We start from the raw sequence: 17985 nt of genomic DNA, 5'->3' as shown, positions 1-17985 counted from the left end.
TCTTCTCGCGAAGAGGGGATTTTTTTCTTTTGAAGAACAAGAACTCACTACCATGCAGAAGAAATCGATTTATGTAGCCTACACTGGCGGTACCATCGGTATGCAACGCTCTGAAAACGGCTATATCCCCGTCTCCGGCCACCTTCAGCGTCAGCTTGCGCTGATGCCAGAATTCCATCGTCCGGAAATGCCTGACTTCACTATCCACGAGTATGAGCCGCTGATGGACTCCTCCGATATGACGCCAGAAGACTGGCAGCACATCGCGGATGACATCAAAGCCCATTACGACCAGTATGACGGTTTCGTGATCCTCCACGGTACCGACACCATGGCCTTTACCGCCTCGGCGCTCTCCTTCATGCTGGAGAATCTGAGCAAGCCGGTTATCGTGACAGGCTCGCAAATTCCGCTGGCGGAGCTGCGCTCCGACGGCCAGATCAACCTGCTGAACTCCCTGTACGTAGCGGCGAATTACCCAATTAACGAAGTGTCGTTGTTCTTTAACAACCGCCTGTATCGGGGCAACCGCACCACCAAAGCCCATGCCGACGGGTTTGACGCATTCGCTTCGCCCAACCTTCAGCCGCTGCTGGAAGCCGGTATTCATATTCGTCGTCTGGGAACCCCGCCTGCGCCAAACACCGCAGGCGAGCTGATTGTGCATCCGATCACGCCGCAACCGATTGGCGTGGTCACCATCTACCCGGGGATCTCTGCCGACGTGGTGCGTAACTTCCTGCGCCAGCCGGTGAAAGCGCTGATTTTGCGCTCCTATGGCGTGGGCAATGCGCCGCAGAACGGCGAATTCCTGAAAGAGCTTCAGGAGGCCAGCGAGCGCGGAATTGTGGTGGTGAACCTGACGCAGTGCATGTCCGGTAAAGTCAATATGGGCGGCTATGCCACCGGCAACGCGCTGGCGCATGCGGGGGTGATCAGCGGCTTCGACATGACCGTTGAGGCAACGCTGACTAAACTTCACTATTTACTGAGCCAGGATCTGGATATTCAGTCCATTCGCAGCGCGATGATGCAAAACCTGCGCGGCGAACTGACGCCTGACGAATAAGGAGGTCTCATGAAGCAACGCGCCCTGCTACTGGTCGATTTGCAAAATGATTTCTGCGCGGGCGGTGCGCTGGCCGTCGCCGAAGGTGACAGCACCGTTGACGTGGCCAACACGCTGATTGACTGGTGCAAAGCCCGCGGTGAAGCCGTTGTCGCAAGCCAGGACTGGCACCCGGCGAATCACGGCAGCTTTGCCAGCCAGCATCACGTCGAGCCATTCACTCAGGGAGAACTCGACGGGTTGTCACAAACCTTCTGGCCGGATCACTGCGTACAGCAGACACAAGGCGCGGAGCTGCATCCGCTCCTGAAACAGAAAGCCATCGATGCGGTGTTCCATAAAGGGGAAAACCCTGCTATCGACAGCTACAGCGCGTTTTTTGATAACGGGCATCGCCAGAAAACGGCGCTGGACGCGTGGTTACGTCACCATGAAATCACGGAGCTGATTGTGCTGGGGCTGGCAACCGATTACTGCGTGAAATTTACCGTGCTGGACGCGCTCCAGTTAGGCTATACCGTCAGCGTCATCACCGATGGTTGCCGTGGGGTGAATATTCAGCCGCAGTACAGTGCCCAGGCGTTTATGGACATGGCCGCGGAAGGCGCGACGCTGTATACGCTCGAAGACTGGCTGGAAACGCAGGCGTAGTCTTTTATGCCGGGTGGCGGCTTCGCCTTACCCGGCCTACTTTCTTTGGTTTTGTAGGCCGGGTAAGCGCAGCGCCACCCGGCATTTCTTCCCCAATCCCCATAAAGTGAACTCCCTCGCATCCTCAGCGAAGCGGCAATGCTATTCTCATCAGGTTGTTTTTTCGCCACGCCTTTTCCGTGGCGTGGTTAATTTTATTATGTCAAAGAGGAACTTGTATGAAACGTATGCCTTTGCTGGCAGTATTGCCCCTGCTGTGCGCTTCCGTTGCTTCTGCCAGTAACCTGATGTCCGTGGGCTACTTTAATGGCGGAGGTGACGTCACTGCCGGACCGGGTGGCGACATCAACAAATTAGACGTCCGCCAGATTACACATCTCAACTACTCGTTTGGTCTGATCTATAACGACGAAAAAGACGAAACCAACGCCGCGCTGAAAGACTCGACCAGGCTGCACCAGATCTGGTTATCACCCAAAGTCGCCTCCGACCTCGCATTCATCCCGACCCTGCGCAAACAAAACCCGAACCTTAAGGTCCTGCTCTCCGTCGGCGGCTGGGGCGCACGCGGTTTCTCTGGCGCAGCGGCAACCAAAGAGAGCCGCGCGGTGTTTATCCGCTCCGCGCAGGAGATTGTCGACAAGTACGGTCTGGACGGGATCGATCTCGACTGGGAGTACCCGGTGAATGGCGCATGGGGTCTGGTTGCAAGCCAGCCCGCCGACCGGGATAACTTCACCGCCCTGCTAAAAGAGATGCGCGCCGCCTTCGGGCACAAAAAGCTGGTGACCATTGCAGTGGGCGCCAACGCAGAAAGTCCGAAAAGCTGGGTGGATGTCAGCGCCATCGCTCCCCTGCTCGACTACATCAACCTGATGACCTACGACATGGCGTACGGAACGCAATATTTCAACGCCAATTTGTATGACTCCAGCACCTGGCCGACGGTGGCCGCCGCAGATAAATACAGCGTCAATTTTGTGGTGAACAACTATCTGGCCGCCGGGCTGAAGCCGCAGCAGATGAACCTCGGAATCGGTTTCTATGGCCGCGTGCCGAAACGAGCCGTGGAGCCGGGCATTGACTGGAGCAAACCCGACGCACAAAAAAATCCAGTTACCCAGCCCTACTTCGGGCCACAGGAGATCGGGTTGTTCAGGTCACTCGGCTATGACCTGACCAAAGATACCTACGTGAAGTACAACGACATCGTGAAGAAGCTGTTGAACGATCCGCAGAAGCGCTTTACAGAGCACTGGGACGACCAGGCGAAAGTGCCGTGGCTCTCGGTGAAGGGTGCCGATGGCAACGCGCTGTTTGCGATTTCGTATGAGAACCCACGTTCCGTTGCCATCAAAGCGGACTATATCAAAGCGAAAGGCCTCGCCGGGGCGATGTTCTGGGAGTATGGCGCGGATGACGAAAACCAGTTAGCGAAGCAGCTGGCGGCGTCGTTGGGGATCCCGCACTAAGCAGTATTGTGCCGGGTGGCGCTAACGCTTACCCGGCCTACATTGAGATCATTATTTGAAAGTGGCAATCGGCTTCGGCGTGATGCCGAACTCTTCTTTCAGCTCACGCTTGCTCTTCATCACCATCTGGCCGTTGGTGTCGATGGTCATGTGCTGCGCGTCGGTGTTATTGCGCGCCTGCCACAGCATGACCAGTTGCAGGCTGTTCTCTTTTTGCTCCGGCGTCAGCGCGACGCCATCAGGCCATTTTCCGAGCTCAACGGCGGTGACCAGGCGCTGATAAATCTCCGGCGTCATACCGCTAATCATCTCTTTAATATTCACAATCGCTCCCTTTAGCAGGAATAATTTGCTGAATCGTTTTTTCAACCTTTGATCTGGTCGCCGTTTTCATCGTCGCTGAAGCTCAGGGAGGCTGAATTGACGCAGAAACGCTCGCCCGTTGGCTGTGGTCCATCCGGGAAGACGTGACCCAGGTGCGCATCACAGTTGCCGCAACGTATTTCCGTGCGCACCATGCCATGGGATGAGTCAGTCAGGTAGCGGATTGCCTCGTCGCTCACCGGCTCGTAAAAGCTCGGCCAGCCGCAGCCAGAATCGTATTTCGTCTGGGAATTGAACAATGGCGCATCACAGACCAGACAGTGGTAAACGCCATCGCGTTTGTTATGCAGTAAACGTCCGGTGAACGGCGGTTCCGTGCCGTGATTCTGCGTCACGTAAAACTGCATTTCTGTGAGGTTTTTTTTCAAATCGTCAGGGTTACGTTGGTTCGACATAGGCTTACATCTCGCTGTAGAAACAGACATCTTTTAACCCGGATTCTAACAAAACATTAACACCCTTGCGTGCACTTTTGATCTAAACTTATGTGTCGCGAAAAGGCGGTCAGGCAATTGTGATCATGTTCACATTTTTATCCTGAGAGGACTTTAAAATCCCGGGCGCAGCCCCCATGTGGTTGCAAGCTCAAAGGGAAAGTGAGGCGAGTCAGTCGCACAAACGTTAGTCACAGGATTGATTTGTCGCAATGATTGACACGATTCCGCTTGACGCTGCGTAAGGTTTTTGTAATTTTACAGGCAACCTTTTATTCACTAACAAATAGCTGGTGGAATATATGACTATCAAAGTAGGTATCAACGGTTTTGGCCGTATCGGCCGTATTGTTTTCCGTGCTGCTCAGAAACGTTCTGACATCGAAATCGTTGGTATCAACGATCTCCTGGACGCTGAATACATGGCGTACATGCTGAAGTACGACTCAACTCACGGTCGTTTCGACGGCACCGTTGAAGTGAAAGACGGCCACCTGGTTGTTAACGGCAAAACCATCCGCGTTACTGCTGAGAAAGACCCAGCTAACCTGAAATGGAACGAAATCGGTGTTGATGTTGTTGCTGAAGCAACCGGTATCTTCCTGACCGACGAAACTGCACGTAAACACATCACTGCGGGTGCGAAAAAAGTTGTTCTGACGGGTCCTTCCAAAGACAACACCCCAATGTTCGTTCGTGGTGCAAACTTCGAGACTTACGCTGGCCAGGACATCGTTTCTAACGCATCCTGCACCACCAACTGCCTGGCACCGCTGGCTAAAGTTATCAACGACAACTTCGGCATCATCGAAGGTCTGATGACTACCGTTCACGCAACCACCGCTACTCAGAAAACCGTTGACGGCCCGTCTCACAAAGACTGGCGCGGCGGCCGTGGCGCGGCTCAGAACATCATCCCATCCTCTACCGGTGCTGCTAAAGCAGTAGGTAAAGTACTGCCAGAACTGAACGGCAAACTGACTGGTATGGCGTTCCGCGTTCCAACTCCTAACGTATCCGTTGTTGACCTGACCGTTCGTCTGGAAAAAGCTGCTTCTTATGAAGAAATTAAGAAAGCAATCAAAGCTGCTTCCGAAGGCGCAATGAAAGGCGTTCTGGGTTACACCGAAGACGACGTTGTATCTACCGATTTCAACGGCGAAGTGTGCACTTCCGTGTTCGATGCTAAAGCAGGTATCGCACTGAACGACAACTTCGTTAAACTGGTATCCTGGTACGACAACGAAACCGGCTACTCTAACAAAGTACTGGACCTGATCGCTCACATCTCCAAATAAGTTGAGATGAGTGTTTGATCCAAAAAGGCGACTTCGGTCGCCTTTTTTATTGCCAAGACAGAGGATTGCTTAATGATTAATAAAATTTTTGCACTTCCGGTAGTCGAACAGCTTACCCCTGTGCTTTCCCGCCGTCAGATTGACGGTGCCGATGTCATCGTCGTTGACCATCCGCGCGTTAAAGCCTCCGTGGCACTGAACGGCGCTCACCTGCTCTCCTGGAAACCGGAAGGTGAAGCAGAAGCTTTATGGCTGAGCGATGCGACCTCTTTTAAAAAAGGGGCAGCCATCCGCGGTGGCGTACCGATCTGCTGGCCATGGTTTGGCCCGTCCGCACAGCCGGGTCTGCCTTCCCACGGGTTTGCCCGTAACCAGCAGTGGCCCCTGAAAGCGCATAATGAAGATGACAACGGTGCCGTGCTGACCTTTGAACTTCAGGCGAATGATCAAACCCGCGCCCTCTGGCCGCATGATTTCACCCTGTACGCCCGCTTTAAGCTGGGTAAGACCTGTGAAATTGAACTGGAAGCCCACGGTGAGTTCGAAACCACCTCTGCCCTGCATACCTACTTCCACGTGGGTGACATCGGCGCGGTGAAGGTGAGCGGCCTTGGCGATACGTATATCGACAAAGTCGACAACGCGAAAGAAGGTAAACTGAGCGACGGGGTACAGACTTTCCCTGACCGTACCGACCGCGTCTATCTGCATCCGGAAGCCTGCAGTGTGATCCACGACGGCGCCCTGAACCGTGGCATCGAAGTGGTTCATCATCATCACAGCGACGTGGTGGGCTGGAACCCGGGCCCGGCGCTTTCTGTCAGCATGGCCGACATGACGGATGAGGGGTATAAAACATTTGTCTGTGTGGAAACCGCTTGCGTGAGCACGCCGCAGAAAGCGAGCGATGAAAAACCCTCTCGCTTAGGACAGGCAATCAAGATTGTGAAGCGCTAGGGGATTGTGCTTCTCTGCACCATATCAAAGCAAACGGGGCGCAAGCGCCCCGTTTTAATGCACGGACTGCACGTTAGTAGTGCAATCAGAACTTGTAGGTCACACCGACTGAGAAAATGCCTGCCCAGGACTTGTCGACCATCGGGCTGTCTTTCACCTCATCGCTCAGACGCTCGTAACGGCCAGTACCGTATACGCTCCAGTCCCCGAGGAAGTTATAGCTAGCAGTCAGCTCCAGGTAGGGATTCCAGCCATCATCAGCGCTGTAGCTTTTCAGACCACTGCGACGGGATTCGTTTTTAGAGACGCCGTAATAGTAGTCGTTGTAGTTCTCGCTGTTGTACTGCACACCGATACCTGGCGTCAGGGTCAGTGCACCGTTGGTGTAGCGGTATAACCACGCCAGATCCCAGATAAAGCCGTTGCTGTTATCCAGCGTGTCACCCGCGAGGGCAGTACGCAGGAAACCGTACTGGGTGTTATGCACATAGGAAAGCCCAGCCATCAGGGTGCCTTTACGCTTGTCGAGCTGACGAAGCGCGTGGCTGTCGCTGTCGCCCGGCTTGAAGTGCGTTGGGTCGTAGTAAGCCATAATGGAGAGCTTATCGGCCGTATCGTTCCACAAATAGTAGCCACCGCCGAGCCCATGGAACCAGACGTTATCGCCTTCATAGGTGACAACGGGAACGGGATAAAGATCACGGTCATACTGTTTGTACGGGCTGTTAATGACGCCAACGCCCGCGCCAACCGTCCACTGACTTTCCGCCTGTGCGGTGCTTACTGCGGTCGCGGCAAGGATGCCCAATGCCAGAAGTTTGAGTTTGGTCACAATCCATTCTTTCCTGTAGTCAAATAATCAGCGGGTGAAGTGTAACCGCCATTCCCGTACATCCCAAAATTTTTTGCCTGCTAATCAGTCTGATTAACCCATTATTTTTAACTTTTCAGATGACAACCCGCTTTCATTTATATGACCACTGTATGAAAAAGGGGCATTTGCCTTATCACCACAGTGGAAATTTTTGGATGAGTTATTGATATGTCATTGAAATTAGATTTTATCGGCATGCAAGTTTTGCAAATGCCATCTACGCTTTAATTTAAGAAGAGTTTTCCTGAACACCCCGCGGTGCTTAGCGTCCGACCTGGCACACAGGTTGCTGCTCTGGCAGTGAGGTGCGAGAGATCCTCTTCCGGGAGCCTCCACTACTCATACGAACGGCTCTTATCCTGTGCTAAAAAACGAAAGGACGGCATGCCATGAATATATTCGATCACTATCGCCAGCGTTATGAAGCTGCCAAGGACGAAGAGTTCACACTGCAGGAGTTTCTTACCATCTGTCGGCAAGATCGCAGTGCTTATGCCAATGCGGCAGAACGGCTATTGATGGCTATTGGTGAGCCAAACATGGTTGATACTGCCCTGGAACCCCGGCTTTCCCGTCTCTTTTCGAATCGGGTGGTCGCCCGCTACCCGGCGTTTGAAGAGTTCTATGGTATGGAAGATGCCATTGAACAAATCGTCTCTTACCTGAAGCATGCTGCTCAGGGCCTGGAAGAGAAGAAACAGATCCTCTATTTACTCGGTCCGGTGGGGGGCGGTAAGTCCTCGCTGGCAGAACGCCTGAAGTCGTTGATGCAGCGCGTACCTATCTATGTGCTGAGCGCGAACGGCGAGCGCAGCCCGGTCAACGACCATCCGCTGTGCCTGTTTAACCCGCAGGAAGATGCGCAAATTCTGGATAAAGAGTATGGCATCCCGCGTCGCTATCTCGGCACCATCATGTCGCCGTGGGCGGCGAAACGTCTGCACGAGTTTGGCGGCGACATCACCAAATTCCGCGTGGTGAAAGTCTGGCCGTCTATCCTGGAACAGATTGCCATCGCGAAAACAGAACCCGGGGATGAGAACAACCAGGACATCTCCGCTCTGGTGGGTAAAGTCGATATCCGTAAGCTGGAAAACTTCGCGCAGAATGACCCGGATGCCTACGGTTACTCCGGCGCGCTCTGCCGCGCAAACCAGGGGATAATGGAATTCGTCGAGATGTTTAAAGCACCGATCAAAGTGCTGCATCCACTGCTGACGGCGACCCAGGAAGGGAACTATAACGGGACGGAAGGTATCTCCGCCCTGCCGTTTAACGGGATCATTCTCGCCCACTCGAACGAATCTGAATGGGTGACTTTCCGTAATAACAAAAACAATGAGGCCTTCCTTGACCGCGTTTACATCGTCAAAGTGCCTTATTGCCTGCGGATCTCCGAAGAGATCAAAATTTACGAGAAATTGCTTAATCACAGTGAGCTGGCGCATGCCCCATGCGCGCCCGGCACCCTGGAAACGCTGTCACGCTTCTCTATCCTGTCGCGTCTGAAAGAGCCCGAAAACTCCAGCATCTACTCAAAAATGCGCGTATACGATGGTGAAAGCCTGAAAGATACCGACCCGAAAGCGAAGTCCTATCAGGAATACCGCGATTACGCCGGGGTTGATGAAGGGATGAACGGTCTGTCCACGCGTTTTGCGTTTAAGATCCTCTCCCGCGTCTTTAACTTCGACCATGCGGAAGTGGCGGCTAACCCGGTTCATCTGTTCTACGTGCTGGAGCAGCAAATCGAACGCGAGCAGTTCCCACAGGAGCAGGCTGAACGCTACCTGGAGTTCCTGAAAGGTTACCTTATTCCAAAATACGCCGAGTTCATTGGCAAAGAGATCCAGACGGCCTACCTGGAGTCCTATTCAGAATACGGGCAGAACATTTTCGACCGTTATGTCACCTACGCTGACTTCTGGATCCAGGATCAGGAATACCGCGACCCGGATACCGGCCAGCTGTTTGACCGTGAATCCCTGAACGCGGAGCTGGAAAAAATCGAGAAGCCGGCCGGGATCAGCAACCCGAAAGACTTCCGTAACGAGATTGTGAACTTCGTCCTGCGCGCCAGAGCGCACAACAACGGCCGCAATCCGAACTGGACCAGCTACGAGAAGCTGCGCACGGTCATTGAGAAGAAAATGTTCTCTAATACCGAAGAGCTGTTGCCGGTGATCTCGTTTAACACCAAAACCTCAACCGATGAACAGAAAAAGCACGACGATTTTGTCGACCGTATGATGGAGAAAGGCTACACCCGCAAACAGGTTCGCCTGCTCTGCGAATGGTATCTGCGTGTGCGTAAATCGTCTTAAAACAAGTGCCCGGTGGCGTTTAACGCCTGCCGGGCCTACAAAATGCAAGTTGGCAAATGCAGTACGGGGGGTATATGACCTGGTTTATTGACCGGCGTCTTAACGGCAAAAACAAGAGCACGGTGAACCGCCAGCGCTTCTTGCGTCGTTATAAAGCGCAAATTAAACAGTCTATCTCCGAGGCCATCAACAAACGCTCGGTGACCGACGTCGACAGCGGCGAGTCTGTCTCCATCCCCACCGATGACATCAGCGAACCGATGTTTCATCAAGGGCGAGGCGGCCTGCGCCATCGCGTACACCCAGGTAATGACCACTTCGTTCAGAACGACAGAATTGAGCGTCCTCAGGGCGGCGGCGGTGGTTCAGGAAGCGGTCAGGGACAGGCCAGCCAGGACGGTGAAGGTCAGGACGAATTTGTCTTCCAGATCTCAAAAGATGAATATCTCGACCTGCTGTTCGAAGACCTGGCGCTGCCGAATCTGAAAAAGAATCAGCACCGTCAGCTCAATGAATACAAAACCCATCGCGCGGGTTATACCGCCAACGGCGTGCCCGCCAATATCAGCGTCGTGCGTTCGCTGCAGAACTCGCTGGCGCGACGCACGGCCATGACGGCAGGAAAACGTCGTGAGCTGCGTGAACTGGAGAGCAGCCTGAAGGTGGTGGAAAACAGCGAACCGGCGCAACTGCTGGAAGAGGAGCGCCTGCGTAAAGAGATTGCCGAGCTGAGAGCGAAGATCGACCGGGTACCGTTTATCGACACCTTTGATCTGCGCTACAAGAACTACGAAAAGCGTCCGGAACCCTCCAGCCAGGCAGTGATGTTCTGTCTGATGGACGTATCCGGCTCAATGGACCAGGCCACCAAAGATATGGCGAAGCGTTTTTATATTCTGCTCTACCTGTTCCTGAGCCGAACGTATAAGAACGTGGAAGTGGTCTATATTCGCCACCATACCCAGGCCAAAGAGGTGGATGAACATGAGTTCTTCTACTCTCAGGAGACCGGGGGCACCATCGTCTCGAGCGCGCTGAAGCTGATGGATGAAGTGGTGAAAGAGCGTTACGACCCGGCGCAGTGGAACATCTATGCCGCGCAGGCGTCGGACGGCGATAACTGGGCAGATGACTCACCGCTGTGTCACGAAATTCTGGCGAAAAAGATTCTGCCGGTGGTGCGTTACTACAGCTATATCGAAATCACCCGTCGCGCACACCAGACCCTGTGGCGGGAGTATGAACATCTGCAGTCGATGTTTGATAATTTTGCCATGCAGCACATCCGTGACCAGGATGATATTTATCCCGTGTTCAGGGAGCTGTTTCACAAGCAGTCCGCCACCAGCAACGCATAATCCAACAGCCAGCGAACCCGCTGGCTGTTTTCTTTCGACCCCGTACATCCCGTGCTAATGTAGAAGGCTACCTACTGGATTTTCACCGGGAAAACGTTATGACTGGCGAGGTTATTGGGGCAGGAACCCATCAGCAACTGATTACTTTACTCACCGAGCAGGGCGCACGGTTTCGCATCATGGAGCATGAGGCGGTCGGAAAATGCGAAGCGGTAAGTGAAATTCGCGGGACCGAACTGCGCCAGGGGGCAAAAGCGCTGGTGTGCAAAGTGAAGGGAAACGGCGTAAAAAAACACGTTCTGGCAATCCTGGCCGCCGATCTGCAGGCCGACCTGAGCCAGCTTGCCAGCCATTTTGGTGGGCTGAAAGCCTCTCTCGCCAGCCCGGCTGAGGTCGATGCTCTCACCGCCTGCGTGTTTGGCGCCATCCCGCCCTTTAGCTTCCATCCTGATCTGGCGCTGGTTGCCGACCCGCTGCTGTTCGAGCGCGTTGACGAAATCGCGTTTAACGCTGGTCTGCTGGAGAAATCCGTGATTATGGACACCCAGGATTACCTGCGCATCGCCCGTCCAGAGCTGGTGGCGTTCCACAGAGCCTGACCGCGCTGGCTGGCGCTCCTGTCAGCCTTTTCTTTCCAGAAGCAGCACGGAAGCGACCAGAATAACGGCGATGGCGAAAAACGATGAGGAGATAATCAGCGTTTCGACAAACATGTGATCGTTCATGATGGCGACCCCTTTTGCGATATCTCCCTTCGTTTTAATCCGCGTAAATGACAAGGTTATGACAGCGATAAAAATCTTTTTAAACCTGTCCACCGTTTTTCCGCGTACAGTAAGCAGGATCATTTTTCTGGCAAGGATTCCCCTATGTTTGACCCGACTTTGCTCATTCTGCTGGCGCTCGCCGCGCTCGGCTTTATCAGCCATAACACTACCGTCGCCATCTCGATTCTGGTGCTTATCATTGTGCGCGTAACGCCGCTAAATACCTTTTTCCCGTGGATAGAAAAACAAGGGCTGACCATCGGGATCATCATTTTAACCATTGGGGTGATGGCGCCCATCGCCAGCGGTACCCTTCCCGCCTCAACGCTGCTGCACTCGTTCGTCAACTGGAAATCGCTGGTGGCGATCGCGGTGGGGATTTTTGTTTCGTGGCTGGGGGGACGCGGCGTCACGCTGATGAGCAGCCAGCCCTCGCTGGTAGCGGGCCTGCTGGTGGGCACCGTGCTGGGTGTGGCGCTCTTTCGCGGCGTTCCGGTGGGCCCGCTGATTGCGGCGGGTCTTGTCTCGCTGTTTATCGGGAAGTCGTAGTCAGGCTGGCCATATAACGCGCCGGCGTCTGACCCAGCCCCTTTTTAAACATGGTGATAAACGCGGTGGTCGAGTCATAGCCCAGTGACTGAGCCACCTGCTGCACTGATTTGCCGCTAATCAAATGCTGTAACGCCACAATCAACTGCAGCTGGTGACGCCAGCGGCGAAAGCTCAAGCCGGTCTCTTTCACCACCAGCCGTGCCAGGTTGCGTTCGCTCATGGCAAAGTGGCTTGCCCACTGCGCCAGCGTCTGCCAGGCCGCCGGCTCTTCCGCCATCTTCTCGCTCATCAGCCGGATTTTGGGATGGGGTGAGACGGGCAGTTGCAGATGCTCCTGGCGCTGGAGCGGCAGTTCATCAAACAGGACATTCACCAGCCGCGAGGTGGCCGCAAGGTGCAACTGTTCACGTGATTTTTCTGCCAGCGATAAAATCAATTCCCGTACCAGCGGGGAGATTTTCAGGGTGCAGCAGCGGTCGGGCAACCGCGCGGCCCCCGGTTCAATGAACAGAAAGCAGAGTTGTGCCCCCGGCGTGGCTCTGTTGCTGTGCGGCATCTGGCCGGGGATCCAGACGGCATACTGAGGCGGCACCATCAGCATGGCATTTTCCACTTCGCAGGTGATCGCCCCGCCAAGAGCCAGAATTAGCTGTCCCTTGCGGTGGTGATGAAGCGGAATATATTGTTCCTCTGCCACCACGCGAATGCGAAATGCGACGGCCGCATCGTGCTGGCTATCAGGATCGTAGCCGTCCAGTCCCAGACCAATCATCAGGTTGTCCGATTTTAGCGATAAACTGTCATTTTAGCCTGATTTCAACCGCCGCGAAAATCGGTATGGTGTGCACTCGCTTGAACGTATGAGAACAAAATGACTACTGCACTTCGCACCTCAGGAAAACACGGCGTGCTGCTGATCGCAGGCATCCTGATGATTGCCACAACGCTTCGCGTCACCTTTACCGGGGCAGCCCCGCTGCTCGATACTATTCGTCTTGATTATGGCTTAAGCACGGCGCAAACCGGTCTGCTGACCACCCTGCCGCTGCTGGCCTTCGCTCTGGTCTCGCCGCTTGCAGCCGGTGTGGCCCGGCGCATCGGCATGGAGCGCAGCCTGTTTATCGCCCTGCTGTTGATTTGCGCCGGGATTGCCGTGCGCTCCCTGCCCTCCGCCGCTGCGCTTTTCGCTGGAACGGCGGTGATAGGCTGCGGCATTGCGCTCGGCAATGTACTGTTACCCGGGTTAATTAAACGTGACTTTCCCGGCCAGGTGGCGAAACTCACCGGTGCCTATTCCCTGACGATGGGCGTGTCGGCGGCGTTCGGCTCGGCACTGATTGTTCCCCTGGCGCAGGGGGCGGCGGGCTGGCATGGCGCGCTGCTGATGCTGATGGTATTTCCACTGCTCGCGCTGCTGCTGTGGCTGCCGCAGTGGCGTCAGGAACACGCCGCGACGGTCACGGGCGCTGGCGCGCTGCATAACCGCGCCATCTGGCGCTCGGCTCTCGCCTGGCAGGTGACGCTCTTTTTGGGGATCAACTCGCTGATTTACTACGTCATCATCGGCTGGCTGCCGGCGATACTGCTCAGCCACGGCTACAGCGAAGCGCAGGCCGGCTCGGTGCATGGACTTTTACAGCTGGCCACGGCGGTACCGGGTCTTGCCGTTCCGCTGATCCTCCACCGTCTGAAGGATCAGCGGGGCATCGCCGGCGCGGTGGCGCTGATGTGCGCGGTGAGTGCGGCGGGCCTGTGGTTTATGCCTGAGCTGGCGGTAATGTGGACGCTGGTGTTTGGCTTTGGTACCGGGGCAACGATGATCCTCGGTCTGACGTTCATCGGCCTGCGCGCCAGCTCTGCGCATCAGGCGGCGGCGCTGTCCGGCATGGCACAGTCGATTGGTTATCTGCTCGCGGCCTGCGGCCCGCCGGTAATGGGGAAAATTCATGATTCCACGGGAGACTGGCGTCTCCCGCTTCTGGGCTGCGCGCTGGCCGCTGTGATCATGGCCGTCTGCGGCATGCTGGCCGGGCGAGACCGGGAGATCGCGCCCCGTTAAACACGGAGGCAGACCCTCGGGTCTGCCTTTTTTATCCGCGGGCCGCGCGCAGCATCGCCTGTACCAGCACCACCGGACGGCCTTCCAGCGCAGCACGCTCATGCTGGAATAAGGTGATCACAAAGAACGGGTGGGTAACCAGTTCCGCGGCACGAATTTCTCCCTGATCGTCCCAGCCTGTGACATGCATATCACCGCTCTCCAGCGCCTGGGCAAAGGCCGGCGACACGCCATAATTACAGTGATACCCCTCTTCAATTTCCGGCTTACCGTACGCTTTCGCAATCAGCGTATTATTACGCAGCTCAATGGCATCGGTTTTTTCCACCAGCGAGCAGGTGAGCGGCGCAATCACCATAGTGCCTTCGGTATCCGTCTCAGCGTGTGCCGCATCGCTCCAGCCCAACACATTACGGGCATACTCGATCAGCGCATGCTGGAACCCACCGCAGGTGCCCAGGAACGGAATGCCGTTTTCACGGGCGTAGCGCGCGGCGATAAAAGCGGCTTCCGTGTTTTTATAGGGACTTGCAGGAACCAGCCAGATGGCATCGTAGCCCACCAGATCTTCCGGGCTGGTGAGCTCCGTGGTGGCAAGCCAGTCGTAATCGGCGGTGAGGTCAAGGACGGCAGCGGCATCGTCAATGGCCAACGGGATCGCCTGATGCGCAATAACAGCGGGATTGTAGTCGCCAACCAGCGCAATGCGCAGCGTCGTTTTAACCGGGAGGTGTTCCATGAAAGGTTCCTTATGCCAGAGAATTATCAGATAACATAAGGAACCTCAGACTACCGATCTTTTGCAGTTATCACAATACCTTAAATTGGGAGGGTGGGATCATGATTCAATGCAAACGGGTATACGAACAGGCTAGCCCGGACGACGGCTATCGGGTGCTGGTGGACCGACTGTGGCCGCGCGGGGTTAAAAAAACGGACCTCGCCTATGATGAATGGTGTAAAGCGCTCGCGCCGTCGAATGAATTACGCAAGGCCTTTCACAGCGAAACTCTTGATTTCGCGGCCTTCAGTCAGGCCTATCGGGAAGAGCTGGCGCAGCATGTGGACGACGGCATGCGTCTGGCGGCGCGGGCCAAAAAGCAGACCGTCACGCTGCTGTTTGCTGCCAAAAACACGGAACAAAATCACGCGCAGGTCTTAGCTGACTGGCTGCGCCATCTGTAATCAGCTGACGGTGAGTTCACCGAGAATCTGCGGTGCTTCATCCGGGTTGAGCGGCATCAGATGTTCGGCGCGAACAAACGCAAAGCCATGCTGATTGTCAAAGGCGTAGACATCACCCGTCACCAGCCAAAGTGCGCGATCTGCCGTGGCGGGTAATTGTGTCATTACGCCGTTAACCGGGTTAACGAAGCGCAGGCCGGGCTGGCAAAGGCCAAATAACTCAACAGATTTACCAATATTGCGACGGCCTGACGCCGTGCGGGCACCCACGATCAACGCCATGCTGCCCGGTTTAAGCTGAAACATACTTCTCTCACGATAACGATGGCCAGAAACTGGCTAAGAATAATCCTAAAGAGAAGTGTATCGCAATCCCGGCCCCGCTGTCACCTGGCGGGTTGCGGGTGATCGCGACGGTAGAGGTCCCATTCATCGATCACTTTACCATCGGGTAATTTGCACTCCGTGCGCACGCCCTGTGGGCTCTGGATCGGGATCTGTTCCCCCCCTTTTTCCAGACAGTAAACGGAAGCCGGGTTAGCCATCCCGATAGCATGCGGTGGCTGAGGCGCATCCGGTGGGGGAGTTTTTGTGGTGCAGGCCGCCAGCGGTAGCGCAAGGGCCAGAAGCAGAAATCTCATCTTATTGATCCTTTTGACATCTTGACAGGCTAAGGGTAACGGGCCAGTGCCGCGTTCTCCATGATTTCTCCATTTTAACTGCACTTTTCCAGCCTATAGTGCGGAATGTTCTCGATATGACCAGAGAACATCATTCCGTAATCAAGATGTCTTTGCCCCGGTCCTCAACGCCGGGGCTTTTTTCGCCCTCTCCCCCAACCCGCGCATATATTAAATTTTTTATATTCATGTTTTACTATGGCTGAAGCCTAAAAATTCAGCATAACATGCAGATGCAGACGTCTTCTGCCTGGGAGTCATTCTACGTCATGTCGGATATTATCCTTGCCCGTGTTTCAGAAACCCTCGCCACTGAACAATCCCTTGAAAGCCTCGTTCGTCAGTTACTGGAGATGCTGGAGATCGTGACCGACATGGAGTCAACTTACCTCACTAAAGTTGATATCCAGGCCCGGCTGCAGCATATCCTCTACGCCCGCAACAGCAAGCAGATGACGATCCCCGAAGGGTTGAGCGTTCCCTGGGATGAAACGCTGTGCAAGCGCGCGCTGGATAGCGATACCCTGTTCAGTAACGACGTCCCCGAACGCTGGCCTGAATGTGAAGCGGCAAAAGCGCTTGGCATTACTACCTATATGAGCATTCCCGTCCATCTTGCCGATGGTTCATTGTACGGAACGCTCTGCGCCACCAGCACGGCGAAGAAACCCCTCAGCGAGCGCGGTGAGCAGGTGCTGAGATTATTCGCGGGTTTGATTGGCCAGTACATCCAGAAGGAGTCGCTGGTCACTCAACTTCGTGAAGCCAACGCGGCCCTCATTGCGCACTCTTATACCGATGCCCTGACCGGTTTACCCAACCGTCGTGCCCTGTTTGAGGATCTGACCACCCTGTTTTCGCTGGCCCGGCACCTGAAGCGTAACGCCATCATCGCGTTTATCGATCTGGATGATTTCAAACTGATTAACGACCGTTATGGACACGAAGCCGGTGACCAGTTCCTGGTTGAAGTGGGCAAGCGTCTGACGGAAGGAAAGCAGCAGGACGACATCATTGGCCGGCTGGGTGGTGATGAGTTTCTGGTGGCGTCGCTGGGCCAGCCCCACAGTGAAGGCGATATCACGCAGGTCACCCTGCTCAAAACGCGTCTCAGCGCCTGTATTGCCGGTGAATACTGGCTGGGCAGCGTTCACATTATCTATCCGGGAGCCAGCCTCGGCGTTATCGAAGTTGACCCAGGCGCAACCGATCCGGACAGCGCGTTACGTGCCGCGGACGTCGCGATGTATCAGGATAAGAAAGGAAAAAGCAAAACACGCTTTCTCACTATGGATTAACCCCGTACACTCTACGGCGTTATAGAAACCGAAACAGGTGATGGTATGAGAATAGGGATCCTCTTCCCGGTCGTTATTTTTATAACGGCGGTGGTCTTTTTAACATGGTTTTTTGTCGGCGGTTATGCGGCTCCAGGAGCATAAATGCGCAAAACAACCGTCATTATGCTGATCGTTGCCCTCGCGGCGTTTGCCGGCACGCAGCTTGGCTGGTGGTAAACCCGCAACGTAAAAAGGCCGCCATCTGGCAGCCTTTTTTAACGCTTACAGGGCTTAGCTTTTGATCTTTCTGTAGATAAACAGAACAACCAGTGCACCAATCACCGCGACGGCGAAACTACCGAAGTTAAAGCCATCGACCTTGCCAAACCCGAACAACGTACTGATCCAGCCGCCGACTACCGCGCCGACAATACCCAGTATTACGGTGACGATAAACCCACCGCCATCTTTGCCCGGCATGATCCACTTCGCCAGAATACCCGCAATAAGCCCAAAGATAATCCAGGATAAAATTCCCATAACGTTCCTCTCTGTATGGTTTTTGTCATTAAATCAACGACACAAAAAAGAATAGCACAGGATCTGAGAAAGGAAATTCGTGATAAGCATCACAACGAGAG

The 17985-nt window shown here is 54.8% G+C and carries 22 protein-coding genes; 13 read left to right on the top strand and 9 right to left on the bottom strand.

The window, feature by feature from the left end:
* The first annotated feature begins 52 nt into the window (after positions 1 to 52).
* The 3 genes from ansA (at position 53) to chiD (ending at position 3192) form a co-directional block, all read left to right on the top strand.
* A complete protein-coding gene (gene ansA / locus C1N69_RS08975; protein ID WP_008500705.1) occupies positions 53 to 1069 on the top strand; it encodes an asparaginase in 1017 nt (338 codons plus the stop codon).
* A gap of 9 nt (positions 1070 to 1078) precedes the next feature.
* A complete protein-coding gene (gene pncA, locus C1N69_RS08970; protein ID WP_155031014.1) occupies positions 1079 to 1720 on the top strand; it encodes a bifunctional nicotinamidase/pyrazinamidase in 642 nt (213 codons plus the stop codon).
* A 218-nt stretch (positions 1721 to 1938) separates the two neighbouring features.
* Positions 1939 to 3192 (top strand): chitinase ChiD, encoded by a 1254-nt coding sequence (gene chiD, locus C1N69_RS08960; protein ID WP_155031013.1) that lies wholly within the window; start codon positions 1939 to 1941, stop codon positions 3190 to 3192.
* A 51-nt stretch (positions 3193 to 3243) separates the two neighbouring features.
* Here the strand turns inward: chiD and C1N69_RS08955 are convergent, their stop codons facing one another.
* Positions 3244 to 3516: a YeaC family protein gene (locus tag C1N69_RS08955; RefSeq protein ID WP_155031012.1), complete on the bottom strand. Its 273-nt coding sequence runs from the start codon at positions 3514 to 3516 to the stop codon at positions 3244 to 3246.
* Between the two features lie 41 nt (positions 3517 to 3557).
* Positions 3558 to 3971, bottom strand: a complete 414-nt coding sequence (gene msrB, locus C1N69_RS08950; RefSeq protein WP_025759332.1) for a peptide-methionine (R)-S-oxide reductase MsrB — start codon at positions 3969 to 3971, stop codon at positions 3558 to 3560.
* Positions 3972 to 4312: 341 nt separating this feature from the next.
* On the opposite strand from msrB, the gene gapA reads away from it, so the two are divergent.
* Positions 4313 to 5308, top strand: coding sequence for a glyceraldehyde-3-phosphate dehydrogenase (gene gapA / locus C1N69_RS08945; protein WP_014831506.1), 996 nt, complete (start codon positions 4313 to 4315; stop codon positions 5306 to 5308).
* Between the two features lie 72 nt (positions 5309 to 5380).
* Entirely contained in the window at positions 5381 to 6265 is an 885-nt protein-coding gene (locus tag C1N69_RS08940; RefSeq protein WP_155031011.1) for a D-hexose-6-phosphate mutarotase, read from the top strand.
* A gap of 85 nt (positions 6266 to 6350) precedes the next feature.
* Here C1N69_RS08940 and C1N69_RS08935 read toward each other — a convergent pair whose 3' ends face one another.
* Entirely contained in the window at positions 6351 to 7097 is a 747-nt protein-coding gene (locus C1N69_RS08935) for a MipA/OmpV family protein (protein ID WP_025759337.1), read from the bottom strand.
* Positions 7098 to 7528: 431 nt separating this feature from the next.
* Between C1N69_RS08935 and yeaG the strand changes: the two genes are divergently transcribed.
* The 3 genes from yeaG (at position 7529) to C1N69_RS08920 (ending at position 11420) form a co-directional block, all read left to right on the top strand.
* Positions 7529 to 9463, top strand: coding sequence for a protein kinase YeaG (gene yeaG, locus C1N69_RS08930; protein WP_025759338.1), 1935 nt, complete (start codon positions 7529 to 7531; stop codon positions 9461 to 9463).
* Positions 9464 to 9537: 74 nt separating this feature from the next.
* Complete coding sequence (locus C1N69_RS08925; protein WP_047958303.1) at positions 9538 to 10821, top strand: YeaH/YhbH family protein; 1284 nt, start codon at positions 9538 to 9540, stop codon at positions 10819 to 10821.
* 98 nt (positions 10822 to 10919) lie between these two features.
* Positions 10920 to 11420 (top strand): YbaK/prolyl-tRNA synthetase associated domain-containing protein, encoded by a 501-nt coding sequence (locus C1N69_RS08920; protein ID WP_047958302.1) that lies wholly within the window; start codon positions 10920 to 10922, stop codon positions 11418 to 11420.
* Positions 11421 to 11441: 21 nt separating this feature from the next.
* Here the strand turns inward: C1N69_RS08920 and yoaI are convergent, their stop codons facing one another.
* Positions 11442 to 11546: a small membrane protein YoaI gene (yoaI, locus tag C1N69_RS08915; RefSeq protein ID WP_094918996.1), complete on the bottom strand. Its 105-nt coding sequence runs from the start codon at positions 11544 to 11546 to the stop codon at positions 11442 to 11444.
* Between the two features lie 144 nt (positions 11547 to 11690).
* Between yoaI and C1N69_RS08910 the strand changes: the two genes are divergently transcribed.
* Positions 11691 to 12137, top strand: a complete 447-nt coding sequence (locus tag C1N69_RS08910; protein ID WP_008500737.1) for a DUF441 domain-containing protein — start codon at positions 11691 to 11693, stop codon at positions 12135 to 12137.
* On the opposite strand, the gene C1N69_RS08905 is transcribed toward C1N69_RS08910, so the two are convergent.
* Positions 12121 to 12912, bottom strand: a complete 792-nt coding sequence (locus tag C1N69_RS08905) for an AraC family transcriptional regulator (protein ID WP_155031010.1) — start codon at positions 12910 to 12912, stop codon at positions 12121 to 12123. The genes C1N69_RS08910 and C1N69_RS08905 overlap by 17 nt on opposite strands.
* Positions 12913 to 13011: 99 nt before the next feature.
* On the opposite strand from C1N69_RS08905, the gene C1N69_RS08900 reads away from it, so the two are divergent.
* Complete coding sequence (locus C1N69_RS08900) at positions 13012 to 14199, top strand: CynX/NimT family MFS transporter (RefSeq protein WP_155031009.1); 1188 nt, start codon at positions 13012 to 13014, stop codon at positions 14197 to 14199.
* 31 nt (positions 14200 to 14230) lie between these two features.
* Here C1N69_RS08900 and C1N69_RS08895 read toward each other — a convergent pair whose 3' ends face one another.
* Positions 14231 to 14938 carry a CTP synthase C-terminal region-related (seleno)protein gene (locus C1N69_RS08895; RefSeq protein WP_025758199.1) on the bottom strand — a complete coding sequence of 236 codons (708 nt, stop codon included), beginning with the start codon at positions 14936 to 14938 and terminating at the stop codon, positions 14231 to 14233.
* Positions 14939 to 15039: 101 nt separating this feature from the next.
* Between C1N69_RS08895 and C1N69_RS08890 the strand changes: the two genes are divergently transcribed.
* Positions 15040 to 15384 carry a DUF488 domain-containing protein gene (locus tag C1N69_RS08890; RefSeq protein ID WP_059385740.1) on the top strand — a complete coding sequence of 115 codons (345 nt, stop codon included), beginning with the start codon at positions 15040 to 15042 and terminating at the stop codon, positions 15382 to 15384.
* Here C1N69_RS08890 and C1N69_RS08885 read toward each other — a convergent pair whose 3' ends face one another.
* Positions 15385 to 15690: a nuclear transport factor 2 family protein gene (locus tag C1N69_RS08885; protein ID WP_025758196.1), complete on the bottom strand. Its 306-nt coding sequence runs from the start codon at positions 15688 to 15690 to the stop codon at positions 15385 to 15387. It lies immediately after the preceding gene.
* Positions 15691 to 15770: 80 nt separating this feature from the next.
* The gene (locus tag C1N69_RS08880; protein ID WP_047958296.1) at positions 15771 to 16025 is read right to left on the bottom strand and encodes a putative hemolysin; all 255 of its coding nucleotides are present in this window, start codon (positions 16023 to 16025) and stop codon (positions 15771 to 15773) included.
* A 308-nt stretch (positions 16026 to 16333) separates the two neighbouring features.
* On the opposite strand from C1N69_RS08880, the gene C1N69_RS08875 reads away from it, so the two are divergent.
* Positions 16334 to 17362, top strand: a complete 1029-nt coding sequence (locus tag C1N69_RS08875) for a sensor domain-containing diguanylate cyclase (RefSeq protein WP_025758194.1) — start codon at positions 16334 to 16336, stop codon at positions 17360 to 17362.
* 45 nt (positions 17363 to 17407) lie between these two features.
* Complete coding sequence (locus C1N69_RS08870; RefSeq protein ID WP_049003319.1) at positions 17408 to 17506, top strand: YoaK family small membrane protein; 99 nt, start codon at positions 17408 to 17410, stop codon at positions 17504 to 17506.
* 129 nt (positions 17507 to 17635) lie between these two features.
* Here the strand turns inward: C1N69_RS08870 and C1N69_RS08865 are convergent, their stop codons facing one another.
* The gene (locus C1N69_RS08865) at positions 17636 to 17884 is read right to left on the bottom strand and encodes a GlsB/YeaQ/YmgE family stress response membrane protein (protein WP_008500746.1); all 249 of its coding nucleotides are present in this window, start codon (positions 17882 to 17884) and stop codon (positions 17636 to 17638) included.
* Positions 17885 to 17985 lie beyond the last annotated feature (101 nt).

This window comes from Enterobacter sichuanensis (assembly GCF_009036245.1).
Classification (GTDB): domain Bacteria; phylum Pseudomonadota; class Gammaproteobacteria; order Enterobacterales; family Enterobacteriaceae; genus Enterobacter; species Enterobacter sichuanensis.
This window is presented reverse-complemented; position numbering and strand designations above follow the sequence as displayed.